Raw genomic sequence first — 23,517 nt, 5'->3', positions numbered from 1 at the left:
CATTAGTGCAAAGCTTCGATGAAAGTCCAGAGATGGATCGTGAACTAGTCTCGGGACCTTACTAAATTTTTCCGAAACGACCTCCATGAAAACAGAACGCATCAGTCTGCTTATTGGGATTGTCATCTCGGGTCTTCTTACGTGCCTGGCGCTCGTCTATTTTTCCTATAAAGAAACGCCGACCATTCAACGCGCTTACAGTCCTTTTTTAGAAACGCTGGAGGTTCTGGATTTCCGTTTCAACGATTTAAAACACAAATTTAAATCCGCAGAAACATCCAATGCTCCTGTCGCAATGATTGCATTTGATGATGATGCCGTTCGAGAAATCGGTCGCTGGCCGTGGAGCCGTGACCAAATGGCAGAGCTTACAGACAAGTTAGTCAATCTTGGCGCGAAGTCTGTGGGTTTCGATGCGATTTTTTCTGAACCCGAAAAAGCAAATCCTGGAGCTGACTTAAAATTTGGCCAAGTGGTTGAGAAAAATCCAGATAAAATTATTTTGGGTGTCTTTAGTGATAACAAATTTGATTTTAAACCTTATCAAGATCTGTGTGTCGCCGAAGCTTTCTTAAAAACGGGTGGAGATCAGGTCGTGAAACTCAACCCTGGTTTCACCATGGACGAATCCACCAATGCAATTGATGAATTAAATTGGGGACCGCTGTTTGAAACTTTGTTTGCGAATATTCAACACAAAGAGGAAAGCGACGTCCTTCAACATCTAGGAAAAAATTCTTTGGCAGAGTTGACACCTTACCAACAGAATTTCATGAATTCCAGAAAATCACAGTCTTTGTTTGAATACTGCAACAAGTGGCTTACAAAGGAAGACGTTTTTTTGTCGCCCGATATTGTGAACAACGTTGCGCCTCTCTATTTAGGAGTGGCGAAAGAATCTAAAGAACTAAAAGACCTTAACTTTGAACAGCTCACAACCAAAATCAAATCCTCCTTCCAACCTCACCCCATTCCTCAGTATGGTGAGTGGACTCCGAATATTCCGGAAATCCAAAAACCTGCCGCTTTCACAGCGAGTTTTATCGCGGAACTGGATGCCGATGGATATGTCCGCCGTTATCCTTTATTTTTCCGTTCAGGGAATAAGCTAGGCTCTAGCTTTATTCCGTCGCTCGCCCTGCAAAGTTACCTGCTGTCAGGTCCCTATCGCGCAGAAATTAAAATGAAGACTTCATCGACCGGCACAAAATCCATTGATGAGTTCAACATTTACGATACATCGACGGATCCTGAGAAAAAAGTTGTGACTTACCCTGTGGATAAGTCTGGGCAAATGTTGATTAACTATTATGGTCGCCAGATGTCTTTCCCTTATGTTTCAGCCAAAGAACTTTTCAACGACCGTCCTACGGTGCGCGTTCGCCGCAATGTTGTCGATGCGAAGACAAAACAAATTGAGATCACGGAGAAAGAATATGACAAGGCTGAATTCTTTAAAGGTCGCAGTGTTCTTGTAGGTGCCACAGCCGTAGGTCTTTACGATTTACGTAATACACCTGTTGAAGCAAACTACCCCGGCCCCGAGTTGCATTTAACGATGCTTGCAAACTTGCTTGAGAAAAACTTCCTAAAACAGTGGCCTCTAGAGTCAAAGGCCATGCCTTGGATTATTTTTGTTGTGGGTATCACGCTCAGTATCGCTTGGGCGTGGATGGGCTCATTGTCATCCATGATTTTATTCTTATTGGCCGTCATCGCATTTCTTAGTTTTGATGTTTGGCTCTTTATTAAAGAGCAGACACTGGTTCACTCGTTTTTATTTTACTTCACTGTCTTTTCAGCTTTCTTTGCGATTCAGATTTTTAAATACTTTACGGAAGAAAAGAAAAAGCGGGAGCTTAAATCCACATTCTCAAAATACGTTTCGCCAGCAGTCGTTGATGAACTTCTTAAAGATGCCGCCAACTTAAAACTTGGTGGTCGTCGTGAAAGAATGACAGCTTTTTTCTCTGACGTTCGCGGATTTACGACGATTTCTGAGAAACTCACTCCTGAAGAATTATCCCGCGTTTTGAATTTGTATCTTACGCCGATGACAGACATCGTGTTTAAGAATAGCGGCACCCTTGATAAGTATATGGGTGACGCCATCATGGCTTTCTTTGGCGCACCAGTGAAGGATAAAAATCACGCAGCTCACGCCTGCCGTTGTGCTTTAGAAAGTTTAGACAAGCTTAAAGAGTTGCAAAAAACTTTTGCCGAAAAAAATCTCCCGATGATTGATATTGGAATCGGTATTAACACGGGCGACATGAGCGTGGGCAACATGGGCTCTAATATCGTGCAAAACTACACGATCATGGGTGACTCTGTAAACTTAGCCTCGCGTCTTGAAGGTATTAACAAAGAATACGGCACAAGAATTGTTATCAGCGAATTCACTTACGCTGAAGTTAAAAATAGTTTCAGCGCCAGAGAAATTGACCGCGTGCGGGTCAAAGGAAAACTAGAACCCGTGCGCATTTATGAATTGCTCTGTGAAGGAAAACTTAAAGGCGAAATGGCTGAGCAAATCCAATTGTTCAGCGAAGGCTTCGAACTTTATCAAGCCAAGAAGTTTTCTGAAGCCTTAGAAATATTTAATAAAACAAAGTCGATGTCTCAAAATGATCCCGTATCAGAACTCTACGTTGAAAGATGCCAGGACTATCTTGAGTCACCTCCGCCCTTAGACTGGGACGGAGTCTACGTTATGAAAACCAAGTAAACTCGCGTGTTAAAAAAACTTGAGAATGCTTTTACTGTGAGAAATTTTATGCCGACAAGTAAGTATATGAAAAATCGCGTTTTGCTGACTGTAGCTCTTTTTACGGTGATGGGTTGTGATCGTTTAAAATTAGACGAGCAAACTAAAATCCAAATTAAACTTCCTGGCTCAGCTTCAAGCTTAAGTTCCAAGGTAGAGAATTCAACTTCTTCCTTAAATACTGCGCGTCCGGCGCCCACAGGAATGACGGGCGACCGTCCCATCAATTGTTATCTGATCGCAGCTAGTGGACCCGAACCTGAACTGCAAAGAAATATTTGTCAGCGCAAAGATGGTACAACTACTTTCGCTCCAAGAAAGATCGGCCCTTGGGTGGGAGCTGCTCCCGCTGGAAGTGCGATTGGCATTGACGTTCCTTCTGGAAAAGACCGCGTGATTTTTGTTGTTGGCTTTCATGCGACAACTGCGACAGCGTGCCGCGATTTTAAGGCCAATGGTTTTCCTCTTGATTCAGAAATGTCTTATCCCTACATCGTAGGAGAAGCAGGCAATCTAGAATTGAAACCCGGCGAAGTGAAAGATCTTCCTTTGAACGTTTCTTTCAACGAAGCCAATCGTTTTGACGGTTGTGATGGTCCGGATTTTCCCGATGATCACAATGGCTCTGGATCAGCGCCAACAAAAATTGAAATTACCAAAGAGTGGTTTCCGACTGGAAAGTTCGTGGCAGACAGTTGTCAATCCGTAGACCTTGTCCTTAAAGACAATGAAGGCCGCCATGCTGTTTTCCCGGTTGCGATTGAAGTGACTCCGCAGATTACAATATCCGCAGCTGCACAGTCGGTTTATTCTAACTATCAAGATTGCCAAGCTTCTGTGAATCCAATGTCCAAGGTGACGATTCCGCCATTCACCGATCGTATGCAGGTCGTCTTTAGAACTCCGTATGATCCTCAAGCTGTTAACATCGCTCTTAACAGTATCATTGCACCAAACGGTTTAACCATTGTCGGCGCAGGCGCTTATCAAAGTTTTGCTTCTTCATCTAACACGTTTGATCTTGTGGGTCCGTGGAGTGTTCTTCCCGATGTTTGTTATCCCTTCAACTTAAATCTTAGACAAATGTCCGGGAGTCCTGGCTCTAACTATAGCGGAATGACCGTCAACGTAAGTGGTGCGGCGGGTGTATCTCTTTATTCAACATTGGCGACGTGCCAAACAAGTACGACTCCATCGACATCTTTTGTTTTTCCTTCTTATACGGCGTCATTGCCCATTTACCTAAAAATGAGTTCCGCGCTTTCTGCTGACGTCGCGTTGACGTTCACAGATGCAGCGTCGACATATGTAGCAGCCACTCAGTTTGTGCGAAAAGGATATGGTACAAATGTTCCTGCGGGAGTTGAGATCCGCGGCTTTAATCAGTTGGGTAGCATCAACTACTGCGCAGACCAACCTCATGAGGTCTTCTTAGTAAATAGTTACCACACACCGGTTGTTCCGACTGCCGCCACAAACGTGAATGTCAGCGGAAATCTTTTAGGTCTTTATGCCAATCCGGGAGATTGCTCGTACCCTCAGAATCCGATCAACAACGTCAGCATTCCTGCGGGCGGTTACAGTGCTCAGTTCTATATCCGCGCTACGGCGTTTGGAAATGGCGACATCGCTGCGACAGTGACAGGATTTCCGACGAACTACTATCCGATTAAAATCGATGGACCTAGCTCTTGGAATCTCTCTAGATTGGACGCTTCGGCGCCGGTTGCAAACAACACGTGCATTCCTTTAAAGGCGAAGCTTATGAACTTTTCTGGAACTGACGCTTATAACAGCTATCGACCTTTTACTCCGAATGTGTCGGGAATTCCGGGTCCTTCAACATACAACTTCTATAGCGACTCTGGATGCACTTCTCAAGCCTCGTACCTTGAGACTCCTCCTTCCGGAATCGCTGAGCGTATTTTTTATCTAAAGGTTAATAACCTTGCCGGAGCGGATCTCACTTTCTCCGTGAATGTCACTTCTGGTGACGCAAGTCCCTCACAGACAATTCCGATCACGGTTCAGTATTAAAAACAAAACCCACCGTTTCCGGTGGGTTTTTTCTTTTTTATTTATCCATGATACTTAAGGTGTAAGTGAAAAGTCCCATCACCATGAGCTTATTATATTTATAAAGCTCCACCTCTGAATTTGCCGTCGTATACTGAAGCGTCGTCGTCAGATTCCATCGTTTCGTAAGTTCCTTGGTAAGAATTCCCGTCAAAGCAAAAGTCGTATCCGTGCGCGTGGTGGAAGCCTCTCCATAATTTTGGCTGCCATAATCCAAACGAACGCTGCTATTGCTTCTCCAGAATGTTGGAAAGCTATAGGCCACACCCAAACCTATGCGCTTGTAGCGATAGTTCTTACCTTCTGTGTTATTCACAAGATAACTTACGTCCGTCGAAATACTTTTTTCTCCTTTAAGATCTAAAAGTTTCGTCGGTGTGATTGTGATACCGTATTTGGTGCCCGTTTGATCGTCATCGGAGGTACTTATATCCAGATACGATTTGTCTGAGAAAAATTCCAACTTCCCAGATAAATAAAGATCTCTTTTAATTGGAGTTGCCAGCGTCGTTGTCAGGCCCGTCGATCTTATAATTTCCGTTCGAGTTCCACCTGTGGGACTCATGTAAAGAGACTTTAGCGTCGGCAACAACTCCCAATTGAGCGAACGATCCTTCATCGCAAATTCCTTATGAAAAGGAACTGTGAATGCGAACTCCAAAGGGTCCGCCGTTTGTAAAACCGCATCGCCTTGGAATTTTGTGTTTGTACTATAATAATCCGAGACAGCCAGTTGAGTGCCCAAATCCGATGTCGGAGTTCGGTACCACACTCCCAAGGCACTTGCTCCATAATTCACACGGTAAGCTTGAACATCGGTCGCGATATTGTTTACTGCAAGATTCAAAACGTTTTGGTCATAAACAGGCCCGATAAAGAACGAAAAACGATAGCGTTCGTTTTTGCTCGCATAAAAGTTTTCCATGCGATCAATCTGCTCAAGCATATCGTCGGCTGCTTTATCAAGCTGCGGATCTTTGGAGTTATCAAGCACATACTCCATGTTCTTACGGGCATCAGGATATTTCTGTTTCTGGTATTCAATAGTTCCCGCAAAGAAAGCCGCTGCCGGACTGATGGTCGGATCATTTTCGTCACGAACTTCGCCTAATTTTTTTAGGGCCTTATCATAGTCTTTAAGCTTTAAGTGATTAAGTGCAACAAAGTAGTCCCTTTCTGTTGTTTGCTCAGAAGAAACTTCTGCAATCGAAAGAGTTGCTAAGGATTTGTTGTAATCGTCGGTCTTATAAAGAGCCACGCCATAACGATAAAGGTAAGAATCATTTTCGGGATCAAGTTCAGAGGCTTCCGAATAAAGTTTTTCAGCACCCTTATAATCTTGATTTTGATAGAGTGTGTCTGCCTGTTGAACCAAATCAAGGGCCTTTTGTTTTTTCTTCTGCTTTTCTGCAATCGAAAGTTTTTCTTGCTCTGCTAAAAGTTCGGCTCTCTTCTTTGCCTGCTGTTCCTCGATACTGATTTGCGCTTGTTCTTGCACGCGAATTTGTTCACGCACTTGTTTTTGCATCTGCGCCACTTTTTCAGGAGAATACACTTCAGCTTTATTCGAAGTGGCTGTCGCTACTTGAGCCGCTTTGGCACGGGCTTCCGTATCTTTAGCTACGAACTTCGCCATTTCATCAGCCGAGCCAAAAAGAAATATTTTTTGAACGTTCGTTTCTGTCGCGGCATAAGCATAATAAGGATTTCTATCTGGGCCATAAAATTCTAAAGTTCTTGGTGCCGTATCACCTTTAAAAAACTGGATGATAAAAAAGCCATCCCACACTTGCGTATTGGCTTTTTGTTTTCTTACGGAAATCTGTGCGATCTTTTTTGAATCCGCATCACGCACCCGAACAGGACGAATATCCCCTTTGCCTTTGGAGTCGTGAAGTTCAATAACAATTGCTTGTGACTGCGAAATCTTTGTATCTAAGGCAAAGGTCGGCAAGCTTGAGAATGTACAAAGCAGAAGAATCAGCGCTGTTCTCATAGTGGTGGTTTTTCTTGGTTCGTGTTGTTAGTTAGTTGCCAACGGGTTGCGGTCTTACGATGACTTTCGTCTTCGGTTCGAAACGCTGTGGTGGTGGCGTAGGACCTGTCACAACATTCGGACGTGTCGTAGGTATAAGCTGCGGTGGAGCTTCTGGAGCATTGTTCACGCTTGTATCTCCCGCCGTTACTAGCGAGGGAGCACCCACACCACTTGCTATCTCACGATTCGCATCACCTTTAGATACGGATGCTGTATCCGCATCCATTTTCTTTAGCTCTTCTTTTGACATCGACTTCGGAGCTTCTGGAGCAGCATTTGGTGCAGCACTCGTCGCTTCACCTTTTCTCACTACGACCGCCGATCCAACTATCTGGCCTCGTGAATTCACAGAAGCCAAAGTCACGGCTCCTTTAAACGTCACAATCGAAGTCATTTGTGTCGAAGGGTTATATCCGGCTAAGAATTGAGTCCCACGGACACCGGCAACAGCTGTCGGAGTTTTAATAAGGAACTTACTTTTTTCTCCATCATATGTCTGCTCAACGTTGTTCCGAACTTTTCCTTCAAGAAGATTTAACTCCACATTCTTTTTCCCAGAGGCCGCATCATTTTCGTATTTGGCGATCTGGATTTTTGTTTCGGGATTCACGTTGATAACGTTACGGTCTGACATCACGATTTTGGCGCGGGAGTCGGCGGCTGTAATCACCGTGTCGCCTTCATAAACCTTCACACCCACTTTGGCGTCGGAGGTTCCGGCTTTAGCGTTTTGAACTTTCACGCTGCCTTTGGTGACCATAAAGACACCGTACATTTGCTCTGCAAAAGCGGAAGTTTGATAAAGGAAAAGACTGAGCCCTAAGACACACCACGACAAATACTGCTTTTTCATTGAATTGCACCCTCAGTCCTTAGGATACGCGAGTTCTTTTCGGCTTAAAATTGATCCGTGCGGGGTGATTTATTTTTAGACTCTAGACTGGGAAAAACAAACGGGACTTAGTTAACTTGTAATGTTCTAAAAATGGAGCGGAGTATAAAGAGACTACTATAAGAATATGAGGGGAAAAAATGGTGCACTCGAGAGGATTCGAACCTCTGACCACTTGATTCGTAGTCAAGTACTCTATCCAGCTGAGCTACGAGTGCACTGTGAAAGAGAAGTATTGATAGACTGCGGCCACCAAAAAATCAAGCATTCTTGATAAAATTGCAAAAAGAAGACGGTCAATTCCTTGATTATGGGTCCCGGGTATGGCACTTTGAACCTCTAGTCGCTTATAACGACCGCGGGAAGGTGGGTGAGTGGCTGAAACCAAGCGTTTGCTAAACGCTCGTACACTCAAAAGGTGTACCGCGGGTTCAAATCCCGCCCTTTCCGCCATTTATTGACTTCATAAGCTCGTCCTTTACGATTAAAGGATGCCTCTTTCGCGGATGAAGTTTTCTCATAAGATATTTCTTTCAATTTTCGGGACCGCGACAGCTTCGGCCATTATAACGTGTCTTATTCTTAGTGGAATTTTGTCCAAAACCCGTTCCGAAGATTTTAAAGAGTCCTACGTCGATCACATGAATCTTTTGGCGCAGACTTTAGAAAACATCGAAGACTCGGAATCTCAAATCGCTTTGAACGCTGCTGAAGTTTTAAAGCTCCAAGATCAAAGAGGCGAATTAAAAAACAAAGACCTTGATGAATTGGCTATTTCTCTCGGGATCAACGACATCAATATCTATAATCAAAAAAGTATCGAGGCTTTTCCCGATTTCGACACTTCAAAATCCACAAGTTTTCAAAGCTCTCTCGTCAAAGATGCAAACTCCAACGTCGGACAACACACTCTTTTAGCAAGTGCTGATGGCAAACGCATCATTGAGACAATTATTTACTTCGATGATGCCACACGGTTGTTGCGCGAAATGATTCAACACGATGCTGATAATCTTTCCGTAGAACTTGTCGGCACCAACGATGAAAGCCTGGGTCGAATTCACCGCGAAGGTTACAACGATACTTTAGATCTTCAGCAAGTTTTAAAAATGTCTGATGGTGCGCACATTGAGCAAGGGCGAATGCTTGTTCTGACTTCGCTAAAAGGTCACAGCAAACAAAACTATCGCCTGGTTGCAACCATTTCGACAAAAACTTTAGATACGGAAATTAAAAAGATACGCACGATACTTTTTGGTGTCGCCATTATATTGATACTACTTTCTTTGTGGTTGTCTCGTGTCCTTACTAAAACACTGCTAAGAAAAATCGACGCTATCTTTAAGACTCTGCAAAAGATCACGAAGACTCAAGACTACTCACAACGGGTGCCCAGCTCTGAAGAAGAATCTCGCGATGAACTAAATGAGTTGGGAAAAAATCTCAACCAAATGCTGAGTACCTTGCAGTCGCACCAAACTCAGTTGATCGAGGCCGAAAGAGATAAAGCCCGCAGTCAAATAGCCGCGCAAGTTGCCCATGATATCCGTAGTCCGCTAATGAGCATGAATATGGCTCTAAGCCAAATAGAGACGGCACAGTTAGAGCCCTTAGCCATTTTAAAAAGTGCCGTTGCAAGGGTTGCCGGCATTGTCCAAAAACTTTCCTCTAGTATTTCTAAGCAAGAAGACGTTTCTGAAGTTGAAGCACCCAAGCTCACCTTGATTGAACCCTTAATCACTTCTGTTTTTAATGAGCACAGCGTTCGCAAGCAAGCCCATCAATCGCTTCTGCTGCAAGGTCTTAGTTCCACTCCGCAGATTTGGAGTGTCGTTCAAGTCAATGAATTGCAGTCCGCGGTTTCAAATCTTATCAACAACGCTTTTGAGGCTGGTGCGAGTGAAGTTATTCTTTCGCTTTCCTCAAGCCCAAAAGAGTGGATCTTCGAAATCAAAGACAACGGCAATGGTATTCCCGCGGATATTTTAGGAAGAATTTTTGAGCGTAGTTTTACTCACGGAAAAAAGACGGGTTCGGGCCTTGGACTTTTCCAAGCCAAAGCCGCGATCGAATGGAGTGGCGGAACTTTAGATGTTTCAACGGTTGAAGGCTCAGGAACTACATTCACATTACGTATGCCGCGGGAAAAAAAGCCAGCATGGGCTCCAGCTTCTATTGAACTTGAAATCGATCAGTCTCTTGTTTTTGTGGATGATGACAAGAACGTCCTTAATGCTTGGCGAGAGAAAGCCTTGAGCATCGGACTTAAAAATACTTCTTTCTTTTCCACAACAATAGAACTTCAAAATGCTTTTCCGTTGAAGTCGTGGCCAGAAAAAGCTCTGTTGGTGATTGATCAGAATCTAAGTGAAAACAAAAAAGGTCTAGAGATCCTTGGTGAACTCGGTATTGGCAAAAGAGCTTATCTTTGTACATCAGACTTTGACGAAAAATGGATTCAAGATCAGATTAAAAAACTAAATGGACATCTCATTCCAAAACCGTGGATCACACAGTTTGAAATAAAAGTGAGGACGAACTAATGCGTATTCTAATTGTTGATGATGAAACTCTTGTTCGCAAAACAATGCAGTCTCAAATTCCTGCCCCTCACGTGGTGTCCCTGGCCGATTCCTTAGATGAAGCTTTGGACGTGCTTGATAAACAGCTTATTGACCTTGTTTTCACCGATCTATCCTTAGATGAATCCGAAGACCGCGCGGGTTTACAGCTCATTCAAGAGATTTCAAAAAACTATCCTTCGACAGTCGTTGTTGCAATGACAGGCCACGATGAGGCACATCTCGTTGAAGCCTGCATGAAAGCCGGAGCTGTTGATTACTTGGTGAAACCTTTCGACACAAAAACTTTAACTCAAGTTTTACGTAAAGCTCCTGTTCTGCATCGCCTGCTAAGAAAGAATCAAACTTTAAAACATCAGGCTGGCTCTAAGCTTGTTACTCACATAAATCTTTATACGAAGTCGCCAGCGTTCAAAGCTGTGATTGAAACAGCCAAAAAAATTCGCGGCTCTGGACAATCCGTTCTTATTCGTGGCGAAAGCGGCTCCGGCAAAGAGGTCATGGCTCAATATTTATGGAGTCTTGAAAACGATGACTCTCGTCCATTTATTGCTGTCAACTGCGGAGCTATCCCGTCTCACTTAGCAGAATCAGAACTTTTTGGTCACAAAAAAGGGGCCTTCACGGGTGCGACGGAAAACCGCGCCGGAAAGTTTGAAAGTGCTGATGGCGGGGATCTTTTCTTAGATGAGCTTGCAACCCTCAGCATGGATTTGCAGGTCAAACTTCTGCGAGCGCTCAGCAGTGGTGACATCTATCCCGTCGGTCAAGATATCGGAAGAAAAGTGAACTGCCGAACTATTGCAGCGACGAACGAAAATCTTGAAGAGCTCATCAAAGAAAAGAAGTTCCGCGAAGACTTGTTTTTTAGAATTAAAAAATTCACAGTAACACTCCCCGCACTTCGCGAACGTAAAGAAGATATTTTAGATTTAGCCCACGAATTTTTAAGAAGTGGTAACTACCGTGAAAAGTCTTTCAGTCCTAAAGCCGAAGAGTTGCTACTAACCTATTCTTGGCCGGGGAATATCCGTGAGTTGAAATCCGCCATTGAAGTCGCCTGCGTTTTAGTCGACGGAGATGAAATTCAACCAAACGATCTTACGCCTCACTTGGTTCAATCCGCGCCGGTGTATGAGGAAGTTATTAAGAATAATTCCATTGCAGAAATCGATGAAAAAGCTTTGGAGGGACGTTATAGTCACGTCGTTTCCGAATTCGAATTAAAGTTGATCGATTTTGCAATGAAGAAAAAAGGCTCGGAGTCCGCGGCCGCAAGATATTTGGGAATTCCCCGCAGCACTTTGGGCGACCTTCGTCGCCGTCTGCAAGGAATTAAAAAATAGACTAATAAAGCTTCGAAAGCTCCATGGAGTATTTGCCTGGAGCATATTCGCTCATGCGCTTTTCATAGAGATTCTGGAAGAATTTATCCTTCACAGCATAACTTGCATAAGGATAAATAGCGATACCACCGCGTGGAGTGAACTCTCCAACGACTTCGATGTATTTTGGTTTCATCAACTTCACAAGATCGTCACAGATCGTCTGCACGCAGTCTTCGTGGAAGTCGCCATGATTGCGGAAGCTAAAAAGATAAAGTTTTAAAGACTTTGATTCCACCATCTTCTTGTCAGCAATGTAGTTGATAAAGATTTTTGCAAAATCCGGCTGACGAGTTTTAGGACACAAGGAGGTGAATTCCGTACAAACAAAAGTTGTCCAAGCAATCTTGCCAGGATTTTTATTATCGAAAGCCTCAAGCACCTCGGGTGCATAGGTCTCAGGGTATTTCGTTTGGTTTTCACCCAAAACGAAGTTTTCTAATTCTTTTGCGTCTCTGCCAGTTTTCTTTTTCATAATGGTGGTCTTTTAGTTCATTGGGTGGGGAAGATCAATGCCTACTTTTTCTTCTTTGCCTTCTTCGTTGTGGCGCTAGGCTCTCGACCAGAACAAGGTAATTCTTTTATGAGCTTCATTCCAGAATCCATGTCTGGATGTAATGGATCCGCAACACGCTCCTTGATATCATCTCTCATAAAACGAGCGGTGTAAGGCTTGTTGGCGGCCGTGAGATCCTGAATTTCTTTTTCGCTCAGCATAGACTCGATCTTGCCACGATAAGTTTTTACCGGCGCAAACATCTTTCCTTTTAAGGTCACAGAATTTCCAAGATTCACTTCTGCAAGCTCTTCAAGATCAGGCGAAAGAGTTAAGATCGCTTCACTCATAGAGCCTTCGTAAAGTTTTAAAACATTTTTACCGTCAACTTTGCGAATAACGCCCATGAATTCGTATTCACCACATTTAAAATCATTTTGCGCAAAAGCGTTGATGGAAACCAACGACATCCACATTGCTAACAGAGTTTTCCACATCATTTTTCTCATAAAGTAAACTTTCTGCATGGATTCGGCTTAGAAGATTTTTTCGAAAACTCTCCGTAAAGAGCATTATAAACTTCCCGCTCTACGCGAGCGACGTCTTTGGCCTCAGGAAAAAGACTTTCTTGTTTCGAAAACGACGTTCTTAAGTTTTGATAACGTTTGAATTGAGGCGTATTCATAGCCGTTTTATAAACAGCCAGCTCTGCGCGCCCTTTTTCATCAAGCTGACCTTTTTGTTCTTTCTCAGAAAGAAGTTTATAACCAAACTCCCAGTTCTGCACATTTCCACAAAGCTTTACACCTTGTACTTCGTGGCAAGCGTTTTGATTTAAGCTTTGCATCTCATCCAGCATTTTCTGCATGCCTTTACGCTTGTCTTCATACTTTTTTACGGCGGTCTGCAGTTTATTGATAAGAGGCTCTAACGTACTCTTTTGCATTCCAAGCTTCACCTTAAGATATCCGTAAATATCTCCCGAGCCAATATCACGTAAATTGCTTTGAAGTTTGCGATAGGGTACTGAATTTACTCCGTAACAGTTTAAACCCGCGTCTTTGCTTGCACGAATCGTACTACGCTCTGACATCGACTCAGACAAAATCTTCGTCAACTGGTATGCTTTCCTGCCGGCCTCTGTGGAAATTTGCGGAGCCGCAGGCACAACAGCATTCATTTCACTGCGCCCGTCAAGAAACGCACTTTCCAAAGATCTTCCGGGAGTAAAATTTCTTCCCATATAATCGCCTGAGGTATTGTAGGCGACGGTGTCAGCCGCTGTGGAGATAACACAAGTCTTATCAGTTCCTAGGCTTAAAGTATTTCCCGAGTAACAAGAAAAATCCACAATTGCCAAAGAGACACCTTTTTTCTCAGCCAGATCGCGAAGCTTTGCAATTTCGTCCAGATTAAAACTAGAATCTGTTGTCGCAATACTATGAGACGCCTGAGATTTATTTTTTTCTAAACCATGAGTCGCAATGGTTATCATCACCTGATCGCCACTCTTTAAGTCACCTTTTTCAATTCTCGCTTTAAGATTTGCGATTTCATCAGCCATGTTCTTTGTTGTCATTGGCTGATTTTTTCCCTTAAATAATTTTTGTGCGACAGCCTCTGACTTTGCGTGGCCTCCATTGAAATAAGAACGCGCCTGCCAGCCACCACTAGAAAACATTGCAAAATTATTGTAAGCGGCATCAAAGATGGTGCTATCGCCTTTAGGCTCTCCGCCACCGCCGAAAAACACGACTTCCTTTTTGGCCACCGCTGAAAACGAAACTAGCAATACAAGGAATCCAGGGGCGATTCTCTTAATCCACATTATTAACCCCAATGTACTTCGCTAACCAGTAAGCATAAAGATAATCGACGCCGGAATTTTCAACACCCTTGCTGTGAGATGTTTGATATAAGAACGCCGAATCTTTCCACACGAAATTGCTTGAGAATGCCTGCAACTCAAACACGGGATAGTTGTAGAGACCTTGATAAAAGAAATCGATCGGAGGCTCCGGTTTTTTTACGGCCTTCCAGAACAGACGAGGAATAGGGGACATACACCAATCAGGTCTTAGCGAATGATCGATGCTGACATCTAAATTCGGACGAGGATACGGAATTTCACGTAAGCCCCACACGGATTGCCACAAAGCTGAGACAAAGCGGGTGTCACTACTTTCTGAACGGAAATTTCCTCCGCGAGTTCCATGCTTGTAGGCAAATCCATAGGCAGCTAACGTCACAAGATGTCTTTGCGCGGGTTCATAAGTGACCCAAGAGTCCATTAAGCGCTCACGCAATTGATCGCGGATTTTATTTTGTCCAAGAAGGTCTGCCAAAGTAATATCCGTGATATCTCCGACGACACCAAGATTGATTCCACTCCAGTCTGCGGATCCGTGCCAATAGAAAGTTGTATCAAAACTATAGCCGGATATTTTCACTTTGAAAGTGCTATAAGATTTCACGTACTGATCTTTAAAGCCCTGGTCGCCCGTAATATAAGCTGCTAATCCGTAAGCCGCAGGACGATTCTGAGGTTTTTCTTGCATCACACGAAGATCAATCAGCTTGCGTGATTTATCGCGAAGCTCATTCCAAATTTCCGTATCTGATTTCGGAATCACAAGACTTGCCCAAAGAAATCCATGTGTGATCCCTTTGACCATGTCGTTGTTGCCACCTTCAAGCCAAATCAAATTTTCATATTTTCCCGTACCACGATGCCATTTTTCCGGAATGGGAGTTTTAGGATCGTAAGCAGCCAGAGTCCGTGCAAACTCCTGAGGATTTCCTGTGATATCCAAAAGCGTAATCAGACCCTTCACAGATTTACGTACATTCTGCAATGCCGTGCTGTCTTTCGTTGCGAGGTAGCGCATCGCCTGCGAGCCGACATACATTCCAGTCCACAAGGCAGCATCACCATCGTACTGGTAGGAAATCAAATGACCATTGTCATCTAAGATCGCGTGAGAAAGCATTCCGGCTTCATTGATATGGAAATCGCGGGCATTTTTATCAAAGCCATTTGCTTTTTCTGCCAGGGTCGGAGAGTAAGCATTTCGTTTTACAACTGACTCAGTAATGCTGATGTCATCCGTGATTTTATTTACGACACGAATGATATCTTTGTTGGTGCGATAAAATTCAAAATCTGTTGGATCAAAAACAATGTAAGGATGTTCATCTTTAAATTCAGGACGGTCCTTATAGGACTTAACAAGGGGATCTTTATCGTAACCAATCTTCAACTTGAAAAGATTGATAACACCTCTTACCGCCAAAGGAATGCGCGGTCCTTTGGCGTCGAGATTTTTTCTTTCGTTTACCCAAAGAGGTTTTGCTTCAAGGTCTCTTCGTGTCGTAATCCACTCTGAATAATTAGATACTTTTTTGTCAGCAAACTGAGTCGCTAAGCCCGCAGGTGAGGCGACAAACCGAGAAATCACAGTTACGGGATTCCTGAAATCAGATGGTTCTCTTTTTTGATTTCCTAAACGGGTAATGAAATCACCCTGACGAATATCATAAGTGATTGTGACAGAGTCACCTGTGGCAACGGCTTTTCCCGTCCAGATCTCCTGAACTTTCAAACCGTCGAAAAAATAATTGATGTAGGTGACAGCGCGAACAACATTGAAAGTGCCATCGTTGGAGCGACGAAGTTCTAGCTCGCCGTTATAAGGCCCACGCGTGGAAGAGGTTCCTTGCAAAAACCAAATCCCTTCCATACCACCATTGGCTTGTAGGGAAGCAACATCACGAGGAATGAGTTTTTCTTTATGAGTGCATGAATTTAGAAGAAAAACGCTCAAAAATAAAAAGAGGAATGAACTCATTAATTTCATTCCTCTATTGTCTCCAAGAAGCCTTCTGGCTTGGAGTCCTGAAAGACCAACCTCGTCCTTAGTACGGCACTTTATCGGTCTTGTTTTGCCACTCTTTGAAAACGTCCAAAGCCTCTTCGTGAGCACATTGGATCATAGGGACCTTGCGGTCTTTAATTTCTTTAGGAATTTCTTGGTAAAGGAAGTCGTCGTCGAAGTCGATGTCGGCGGCATCTTTGCGGGTGTTGCCGAAATAAATCTTACTAATGCGTGCCCAGTAAATCGCTGAAAGGCACATCGGGCAAGGCTCACAGCTTGTGTAAATCTCTGCGCCCTCAAGGCTGAAGTTTTTTGCGTTTTCACAAGCGTTACGGATGGCAACAACCTCTGCGTGAGCTGTCGGATCATTGGAGGAGGTGACTTTATTCCAACCTTCTCCAATCACTTTCCCATCTTTGACGATCACAGCGCCAAATGGACCCCCAGCGCCCGCCTGCATATTCTTTCTGGAGAGCTCAATGGCTCTGATCATGAATTCCTTTTTCATAAGGTGCACATAGTGGCGGGACTCGAGCTAATAGTCAACTCTTCGGCTTCAAGCCCCGCTCGCGTTTAACGTTTTTCGGACGCGCTGCTGGCGTTTAAAGGTTATTGGATCTTAAAATTTCTTTAATAGTAGCGCAGTACTCCTTAACATCGTCCGTTCTAAGATCGACGACTTTGCCTTGGGATTCTGCCTTGCAAGACACGCCTGCGTATTTCGGTAACATGCGGTCGCAAGCATCACGAACTTCGATAGCGCGGTTCACGATCAACTCCACATTTCTTGGAACTTGTTCTTGAGCTTGTCGAAGGGCGTTCATCGCACGAAGCATGTTGTTGCTTACGTCTAAAATTTCACTTGTACAGCGTCCATCTTCCGTAACAACTCCACCGTTAACACCCTCATCGGAGTTCTTTTTCCCGGCACATGCAGAAAGAGCCGCCATAAGAACGATTGATAGAACAAGCTTTGTATTTTTCATATTGAACCTCCTAATTGGTTTCGGGAGGTCCATAGAGCAAGGCCCCGGCCAGCGCATGCCGGGTCGTGTGTTGGTTATATTTGATTTGAGAATTGCTGAATCTCGAAATCCAGACGGGTTCTAAGACTATGGATTCTGCTTGCGATCATGCATGTCCGCAAAAAATTTCCAGTTACTTCACAGTAGCGGCCGGGTAGTGAGCTTGATATAAATCCCAAGCATCAACCATTGATCCATCATCAAAGACACAGAAATCGTACTGATTGTTTTTATCGTCTTTTAAAACTCGGTTCTTCGCACCGACATCCCAACAGTAATTGGCTCCGGGATTACCCGTAAAAGGAGCCTTGGTTTGTTGCACCTTGAACGGCTTACCTTTCGCAGTCAGCATCGCTTTGCAGTTTTGTTTCTTTACGCATAAATCATTCACCCGAAATTTATCGATTTTTTTCGTCTGAACTTGTGTGTATGCGTTGTTTACGAAGTATTTCAAATTAAGATCTTCAGGAGACGCATGTGCAACTAAAAAGGAAAGGGAAAAAAGAATATTTAGAATTGCCATTTCGATTCCTTATTTTTTATCAGCAAACCAACCAAGAACATCGCGTGCAATCTTAGTTCTGCCCAAAAGTGCATCGGCATCAAGCCATCCGCCATCGTTCTGATCCTGCCAAGATTTTCCCCAACTATTGACTACCTTAAACGAATCTCTGCATTTGCCCGCGGAATTACAAATTGTACGGTAGCCGGCAATAACAACTGCATGGAAGTTCTTTTCATTGCAACTCTTAGCTGGTTCTTGTCCGAGACAAATATTTGTTAAGGCTAACGGCCGTCCCGTTTTTAATACCTCTTTTACTTTGTCCTTCATTTGTTCGGAAGTTGCATTATCGGATGTTGGAAATGCTTCATAGGTAAGACCCTCAGCATTTTCAAAATATACCATTTGGGAAGGTTTTCTACACGCAGAGGCTCCAAGCAAATCATCAAGGAATTTATTAAAGGTATCTTGAGCAAATGCTTGAGCAAGCTTTACATTATCTACTTTTAGATTTAAATTTTTTTCCACTTCCGGCATCGTTTTGTCCGCCGCCGTTGTATAAATGTTGTTTAAACATTCAGCACACCCTTCCTTACCTTTAGCTTCTTTTTTTGCGGCGTCATACTGTTGTTTCAAACGAGTCCACATCGCATTTTGTGCATCATTAGTTTCTCCTCTCGTATTCATTTTACTTAAGATACGATCTAACGATAAACACTCTTCGCTCGCTGCCGCCTTTGTTCCTAAGGCTCCAATAATAATTGCATCATGGACACTACCACCCGAGATATCCAAACCTTTATACGAACTTCGCAAAGTAGAATATTCACCGTTGTCATTCGTCCTATGTAGCCTCGTTAAATCAAGAGGTGAAAAAAGTTGGTTCTCCTGAAGAGAGCCGCAGTCTTTTATCTTTAAAGTCCTGCAATTTTCTGTCTGCATCATCGTCGCCGCAACGTGAGCATAACAAATCCCTAGTCCATCTTGAGATGTGATACGCGGCATATTTTTTATCTCAAGATCTACCTTTTTCTGTGCATAAGACGAGTCAATCTTCGCAAAGGCTGCATATTCTGTTGCGAGCGAAGTGGAGGCAAAAGCCCACGACGAAAACGAAACGATTAAAAAATATCTCATACAACAATTTTGTTTAATCCTTGCTTCCTTTAAAAGGTATTTCCAAGCTCCTGGGCTAAGGTCCTTTGATGATTAGGCCAAAGTCTTGTATAAACCAAACTCAATTGTGCCGATACATAAACAGATATGAAAGGCCTCCTAATCACTATCATAATCAGTATCTCATTCTTTACATCAATATCCTGGTGTATAAGCGTAAGTCCTTTCTCATCGGCCGAACAGAAAAGAAAAGTATTTTCTTTTACCGACAATGACTATGAGGATACGCGCATAGATTATAACAGCGATAAAGCTGTGGATTTTTGGAGAATAAGAAAAGGGAACTTGGTAATAGAAGTCTACTACGAGGGCGAGAAAACTCTCTATCATTTAAAAAGATACTTTGGTTCATCAGTAAACGAAAAGATCCTTTTATCGAAAAAAGACAAATTAATCATACTCAGGTCAACAAACCGAAAACAAAAAATTCTTACTTTCACTACTCAAGGACCACTTTGCGTCGGAATTCAGGATACCGAGTGGGAAAAATTCAAAAAAAATATTTCTGAAATCTCGGCTCCATTAGTGAATAAATCTACTGAGGCTTTCGTTGGAGACCAGTGTTTCGACACGGTAGAGCCCGAAACATATACAGCTTTAACGTCTAGTGTGAAAGAGATTTTTGCTTTTCCAGGAAAGACTTCAAACCCTATTCTTGATTGTCTGGAGGGAAATAAAACAAAAGACCTTTTTATTAAGAAATTCGGAGAAAAGGACGGTATTCTTAATTATGAAAAGGCAGTTATAGGATTTAAAAATTCAATAATTAAATTCTCAAATATGAAAACGGGTGATGACCCTATCTTGGTGTGTAAGAAAAGTGCTGATGAAAATATTGAACATCCCATGAAAGTCATCGAATCCGGAGCAAAAATTCAATTTCAATTTGGAAAAAAAGTTGATCTAAGTAAAATCAAAGAACAACTGTTTCACGAATCTATCCATATTTCGTCAGTTTCGGATGAAGATCTAAGCCAAGCGGTTACGAGTCTTTGCATTAATCAAAAAGTAACGAACGTTGCAAAGCTAAAACAAGACGCTCGGGCTTCGCTTTTTTCCTCTGCACTAACTACCCTAGATATAAGTGAAGGTGAATTCGAGGCCGCTGTAAAAGGAAGCCAAGAAATTCCTAAATCAGTCGCGGAAAATCCTAAGCATCCAACAAAAGATCAGTCTCCTCAAGATATGAACAGAATGGCCGATTCAGGCGGTAAGCAATTGGTGGCTAGTGAAAGCCGCGCCCAAACTAGTGGTGTGGTTCGAATGGCTGAAGCGGTCTTAGGGCCCTCTCCTGCAGTTGCAGCAGAGCCGGCTGCTTTAGCGGCAGCAAGTCCTGCAGCAGCCACTGAATCTGCTATCGAAAGTTCAAATACGTCAGTTTCTGCCAGTAGCGCGCGATCGGCATATTCAAACGGCCCCGTCACTGTTGCTGAAACGACAAGTGCAAGCGTCAGCACCACTTCTCGCAAGGACCGCAGCTCATCAAGGGAGCCTGCTAGTGAATATCAACTCGATATGAGCACCGTTGGTGGAAAAACTCCAAAGATTAATATTCCAACTGCAAGCTCTCAAAGTGGAAAAGCCGGCAATGGTGAATACATTAAAGAGGAAGTTGATCTAACAAGAACTGCCACATCTGCCAACAGTTCCTCGAATGGTTCGAGACAGCCAGCCGCCGTAAATGCGGGCTCTGGTGCAAAACAAGCGCAGAATACGGACCACAGTATATCCGATATAGGCAATAGTGGAGGTGGAAGCGTTGTATCTACTACTTCTTCCGGAGCCGCCTCTGCAAATCTCGATAGAACACCTTCAAGTGGAAGCCGTATTCAACAACAACGGAGAGGCTCTTCCACTTCATCGGGCTCTAACAGTGGGACGTATACACCAGGCCGGGACGAGGTTGTTTCATTTATCTCTGGCGGATCTTATCAACAAGCCAGAAGCAAATTAAAAGATAAAAACTTTGTACAAACTTTGAAAGACAACAGCATCACTGTATATGACTTATCTGGCAACACCTATGGAGCTAGCAGAGGAGACGTAATTTTTGTCGACCAAGGAGATCGCTTTGTTCGGCAAAAATAAAAAATCTCTTTTATTGCTGCTGATATTCTTTTTTTGGGTGGGCTATGTCTCCTTCACCGGATATCAATTCTATACTCAGGGCTCCAAACTCGCAGAACACGTCGCAATTACAAGAGTAGCCAACTTAGATTACATTCTTCAGTCGAGCATCGGTGATCTTGTACAAGAACATCCGGATGGTATTAAAGATAAACTTTCACAAGCAAGAAAGCTGCATTTTGTTGATTTCTTTATTCTTCAAAAAGGAACAGAGCCGCTTTTCTTTGAAAACAACTCTGGAAAACTTGAAGAGCTTAATCACAATTATGCTAACTTCAACGAACTTATTGAGGTCAATGGTTTAAAGTTCAAAACAATTAAAGTAATGGACTACAGACTCACTGCGGGAATTCGGTCAAACATTGGAACAACTCTACTGAGTACATTGAAAGAAATGATTCCAATGTTCATAAAAGATATTTTTGTGGTGACTACATTTCTAAGCTTTGTGGCTTTTTTGGTTTTGAGGGACATCATCAACCTTAGCAAAGTTCTCTCCAGCCGTTCTCGCGAAGAAATTGCAAACATCAAAACTACTTCTGCCGAAGCTGATACTATTCTCAAAGCTTCTGTAGGCTTGGAGGGCGAGCGCGTTCGCTTAGAAAAACTCAGCGAAACGTATGGAGAAACCGTAGGTCCCGCCATTCGGTACGAATTAAAAAGCGGCAAAGAGGCTCCTTATAGTTTCGCAGCCACTTTGTGTCGTATTGATCTCAACGGCTACACGCAAATGTTCTTAGAAAAAGACGACAAGTACATGACGACCATCTTGAATCAATACTTCGCAAGGGCTCGTGAGGTGATTGAACGTCATGGTGGATTGATTTATCAATTTGTCGGCGACGAAATCGTTTTCCTCTTTAAAGACGAAATGGCTCCAGATCTTTCCTCAGAGTCTTTGGCCATTGCATGTATTCGCGATCTCTTTCACGAAGCGACAGTCATCGAAAAGAATCTCCCCGCTGAAGCAAATCATTACTTCAAACTAAAAGGCTCCTTAGCAAAAGGAACAATGCGTTTCACTCGTCTTGACGAAGGGCACGCGCTCAGTGGACTTCCGCTGATCGAATCTGTTCGTCTCCTTTCATTGATCGATGATAAAACTCATCAGGTGCTGACATTCTTCCAAGAGGCTTCACCAAGCGCAGAAGGCCTGGCATTTATCTTTGATCGCAAAGTCAATCAGCTCAAAGGTTTTAAAGAAGAGTCTATGCTTTGTAGATCCCGCGATTTCAATTCGATTGAATGGGTTTTTGATTCCAACATGTGGGAGCGACTTGCTTATTTCCGTAGTGACGAGCATATGTTGTTTGTACTTAAAAAAGTACGTCTTATGGCGGTCACTCGACGCGATGATGATATCGTGAGAATGCTCACAGCTTTGAAATACCATCGATTCGAAAATACAACTCAGGAGATCGTGTCAGAAGCAGAGATGACTTTAACTTCTTTCCTTCGCGGCGAAGAAGAAGGTCTTTTAAGCACCAAGGCACTTTCGGCAGTAGTAAGTCTTTTAGGAAGAATTATTCCAAAAAATCTATGGAGCACAACTCTTCAGGATTCTGTCGTACGCCTTCTGGAGCACAAAGATCCACGCGTACAAGCAAACGCCATCGTAGTTTTAGGCAGATACGGATTCCCGGCAAGAAAGATCTGGGAAAACATGTTCTCATCCAACAATCGAGTCGCTGCCGATACAATTGTTGAGGTTGCAAAACAGCAGTTAAATTCAGACGTATGGGACGCTCTCCACAGACTTCTCAACAGCGCTCATCCGAATCACAAGAAGTCGGGTGAATACGCTTTAGAAAGTATTGTTAAATATTATCAGGATACAGACCCGGTTTATTTAAAAACCAATCCGATTTTATCAAAAATGTTGGCGAAATCTACGAAGAAGGCTGCTTAGCGCGCCTTCATCTTCTGAATTTTACCAGAGATCCAAGGCCATACCATTGGAATCAGCGACACACCGATCACTCCAAAAATCACAATGTGGAAGTTCTTTTTCACAACTGGAAGATTTCCGAAAAAGTGTCCTGCTAAAACAAAAGTAAAGACCCAGGCAACCGCACCAATCACATTATAAGAAAGAAACTTGCGGTAGTGCATAGATCCAATACCAGCAACGAATGGAGCAAACGTACGAACAATCGGAGCAAAACGAGCTGCCACAATCGTAAATGGACCCCATTTTTCATAGAAGGCTTGAGTTTGCTCTAAATATTCTTTTTTAAAGAAGCGTGAATTATTCTCGAAGACCTTCGGTCCCACATATTTTCCTATGTGGTAATTCACGGTGTCTCCCAAAATTCCTGCAATCGTTAAACTCGCAAGCACGATCCATAAATTCAAACCATGCTCAACGGTCGTAAACGCACCCAATGCAAATAGCAGCGAATCGCCAGGCAAGAACGGCGTCACCACCAATCCTGTCTCTGCAAAGATGATAAGGAATAAAATCACATACAACCATGGACCGAAGAATGCGATCCACTCAGGAATGTGCTGATCAAGATGTAAAATAATATCGACGAATTCCATCATAGGTTCTTAGAGTCTTTGGATTTACGGGG

General features: G+C 43.2%; 17 protein-coding genes and 2 tRNA genes. 7 read left to right on the top strand and 12 right to left on the bottom strand.

Features of this window, described 5'->3' with window-relative positions:
- Positions 1 to 85: 85 nt before the first annotated feature.
- Entirely contained in the window at positions 86 to 2,728 is a 2,643-nt protein-coding gene (locus tag ACLSSO_RS00450; RefSeq protein WP_413943749.1) for a CHASE2 domain-containing protein, read from the top strand.
- Positions 2,729 to 2,794: 66 nt separating this feature from the next.
- Positions 2,795 to 4,804: a hypothetical protein gene (locus ACLSSO_RS00445; protein ID WP_413943748.1), complete on the top strand. Its 2,010-nt coding sequence runs from the start codon at positions 2,795 to 2,797 to the stop codon at positions 4,802 to 4,804.
- A gap of 37 nt (positions 4,805 to 4,841) precedes the next feature.
- Here the strand turns inward: ACLSSO_RS00445 and ACLSSO_RS00440 are convergent, their stop codons facing one another.
- The 3 genes from ACLSSO_RS00440 to ACLSSO_RS00430 form a co-directional block, all read right to left on the bottom strand.
- On the bottom strand, positions 4,842 to 6,839 hold the full coding sequence (locus ACLSSO_RS00440; RefSeq protein ID WP_413943747.1) for a tetratricopeptide repeat protein: 1,998 nt from the start codon (positions 6,837 to 6,839) through the stop codon (positions 4,842 to 4,844).
- 31 nt (positions 6,840 to 6,870) lie between these two features.
- Positions 6,871 to 7,734: a FecR domain-containing protein gene (locus tag ACLSSO_RS00435; protein WP_413943746.1), complete on the bottom strand. Its 864-nt coding sequence runs from the start codon at positions 7,732 to 7,734 to the stop codon at positions 6,871 to 6,873.
- 180 nt (positions 7,735 to 7,914) lie between these two features.
- Positions 7,915 to 7,991, bottom strand: a tRNA-Arg gene (locus ACLSSO_RS00430).
- Between the two features lie 142 nt (positions 7,992 to 8,133).
- On the opposite strand from ACLSSO_RS00430, the gene ACLSSO_RS00425 reads away from it, so the two are divergent.
- The 3 genes from ACLSSO_RS00425 (at position 8,134) to ACLSSO_RS00415 (ending at position 11,701) form a co-directional block, all read left to right on the top strand.
- Positions 8,134 to 8,226 (top strand) — tRNA-Ser (locus ACLSSO_RS00425).
- A gap of 140 nt (positions 8,227 to 8,366) precedes the next feature.
- Positions 8,367 to 10,316 (top strand): ATP-binding protein, encoded by a 1,950-nt coding sequence (locus ACLSSO_RS00420; RefSeq protein ID WP_413943745.1) that lies wholly within the window; start codon positions 8,367 to 8,369, stop codon positions 10,314 to 10,316.
- Positions 10,316 to 11,701, top strand: a complete 1,386-nt coding sequence (locus ACLSSO_RS00415) for a sigma-54-dependent transcriptional regulator (RefSeq protein ID WP_295900363.1) — start codon at positions 10,316 to 10,318, stop codon at positions 11,699 to 11,701. Before ACLSSO_RS00420 ends, ACLSSO_RS00415 begins: the two co-directional genes overlap by 1 nt.
- 1 nt (position 11,702) lies before the next feature.
- On the opposite strand, the gene queF is transcribed toward ACLSSO_RS00415, so the two are convergent.
- The 8 genes from queF to ACLSSO_RS00375 form a co-directional block, all read right to left on the bottom strand.
- Positions 11,703 to 12,215, bottom strand: coding sequence for a preQ(1) synthase (queF, locus tag ACLSSO_RS00410; protein ID WP_295900362.1), 513 nt, complete (start codon positions 12,213 to 12,215; stop codon positions 11,703 to 11,705).
- A gap of 41 nt (positions 12,216 to 12,256) precedes the next feature.
- The gene (locus ACLSSO_RS00405; RefSeq protein ID WP_413943744.1) at positions 12,257 to 12,745 is read right to left on the bottom strand and encodes a hypothetical protein; all 489 of its coding nucleotides are present in this window, start codon (positions 12,743 to 12,745) and stop codon (positions 12,257 to 12,259) included.
- Positions 12,742 to 14,064: a hypothetical protein gene (locus tag ACLSSO_RS00400; protein WP_413943743.1), complete on the bottom strand. Its 1,323-nt coding sequence runs from the start codon at positions 14,062 to 14,064 to the stop codon at positions 12,742 to 12,744. Before ACLSSO_RS00400 ends, ACLSSO_RS00405 begins: the two co-directional genes overlap by 4 nt.
- A complete protein-coding gene (locus ACLSSO_RS00395; protein ID WP_295900356.1) occupies positions 14,054 to 16,093 on the bottom strand; it encodes a hypothetical protein in 2,040 nt (679 codons plus the stop codon). Before ACLSSO_RS00395 ends, ACLSSO_RS00400 begins: the two co-directional genes overlap by 11 nt.
- Positions 16,094 to 16,151: 58 nt before the next feature.
- Positions 16,152 to 16,619, bottom strand: a complete 468-nt coding sequence (locus ACLSSO_RS00390) for a nucleoside deaminase (RefSeq protein WP_340589726.1) — start codon at positions 16,617 to 16,619, stop codon at positions 16,152 to 16,154.
- A gap of 94 nt (positions 16,620 to 16,713) precedes the next feature.
- Entirely contained in the window at positions 16,714 to 17,097 is a 384-nt protein-coding gene (locus ACLSSO_RS00385) for a hypothetical protein (protein ID WP_413943742.1), read from the bottom strand.
- A 172-nt stretch (positions 17,098 to 17,269) separates the two neighbouring features.
- Positions 17,270 to 17,659 carry a DUF333 domain-containing protein gene (locus tag ACLSSO_RS00380; RefSeq protein WP_295900349.1) on the bottom strand — a complete coding sequence of 130 codons (390 nt, stop codon included), beginning with the start codon at positions 17,657 to 17,659 and terminating at the stop codon, positions 17,270 to 17,272.
- Positions 17,660 to 17,668: 9 nt separating this feature from the next.
- Positions 17,669 to 18,775, bottom strand: a complete 1,107-nt coding sequence (locus tag ACLSSO_RS00375; RefSeq protein WP_295900348.1) for a hypothetical protein — start codon at positions 18,773 to 18,775, stop codon at positions 17,669 to 17,671.
- 324 nt (positions 18,776 to 19,099) lie between these two features.
- Here ACLSSO_RS00375 and ACLSSO_RS00370 point away from each other — a divergent pair, with 324 nt between their 5' ends.
- Both ACLSSO_RS00370 and ACLSSO_RS00365 read left to right on the top strand, forming a co-directional pair.
- Positions 19,100 to 20,902, top strand: coding sequence for a hypothetical protein (locus ACLSSO_RS00370; protein ID WP_295900346.1), 1,803 nt, complete (start codon positions 19,100 to 19,102; stop codon positions 20,900 to 20,902).
- Entirely contained in the window at positions 20,865 to 22,850 is a 1,986-nt protein-coding gene (locus ACLSSO_RS00365) for a hypothetical protein (RefSeq protein ID WP_413943741.1), read from the top strand. The genes ACLSSO_RS00370 and ACLSSO_RS00365 overlap by 38 nt, the downstream gene beginning before the upstream one ends.
- Here ACLSSO_RS00365 and ACLSSO_RS00360 read toward each other — a convergent pair.
- A complete protein-coding gene (locus ACLSSO_RS00360) occupies positions 22,847 to 23,485 on the bottom strand; it encodes a DedA family protein (protein WP_367276357.1) in 639 nt (212 codons plus the stop codon). The two genes, ACLSSO_RS00365 and ACLSSO_RS00360, sit on opposite strands and share 4 nt — an antisense overlap.
- Positions 23,486 to 23,517 lie beyond the last annotated feature (32 nt).

Origin of the sequence: Bdellovibrio sp. HCB-162, from assembly GCF_047344985.1 — a bacterium.
In the GTDB taxonomy this organism is placed as follows: Bacteria; Bdellovibrionota; Bdellovibrionia; order Bdellovibrionales; family Bdellovibrionaceae; genus Bdellovibrio.
This window is presented reverse-complemented; position numbering and strand designations above follow the sequence as displayed.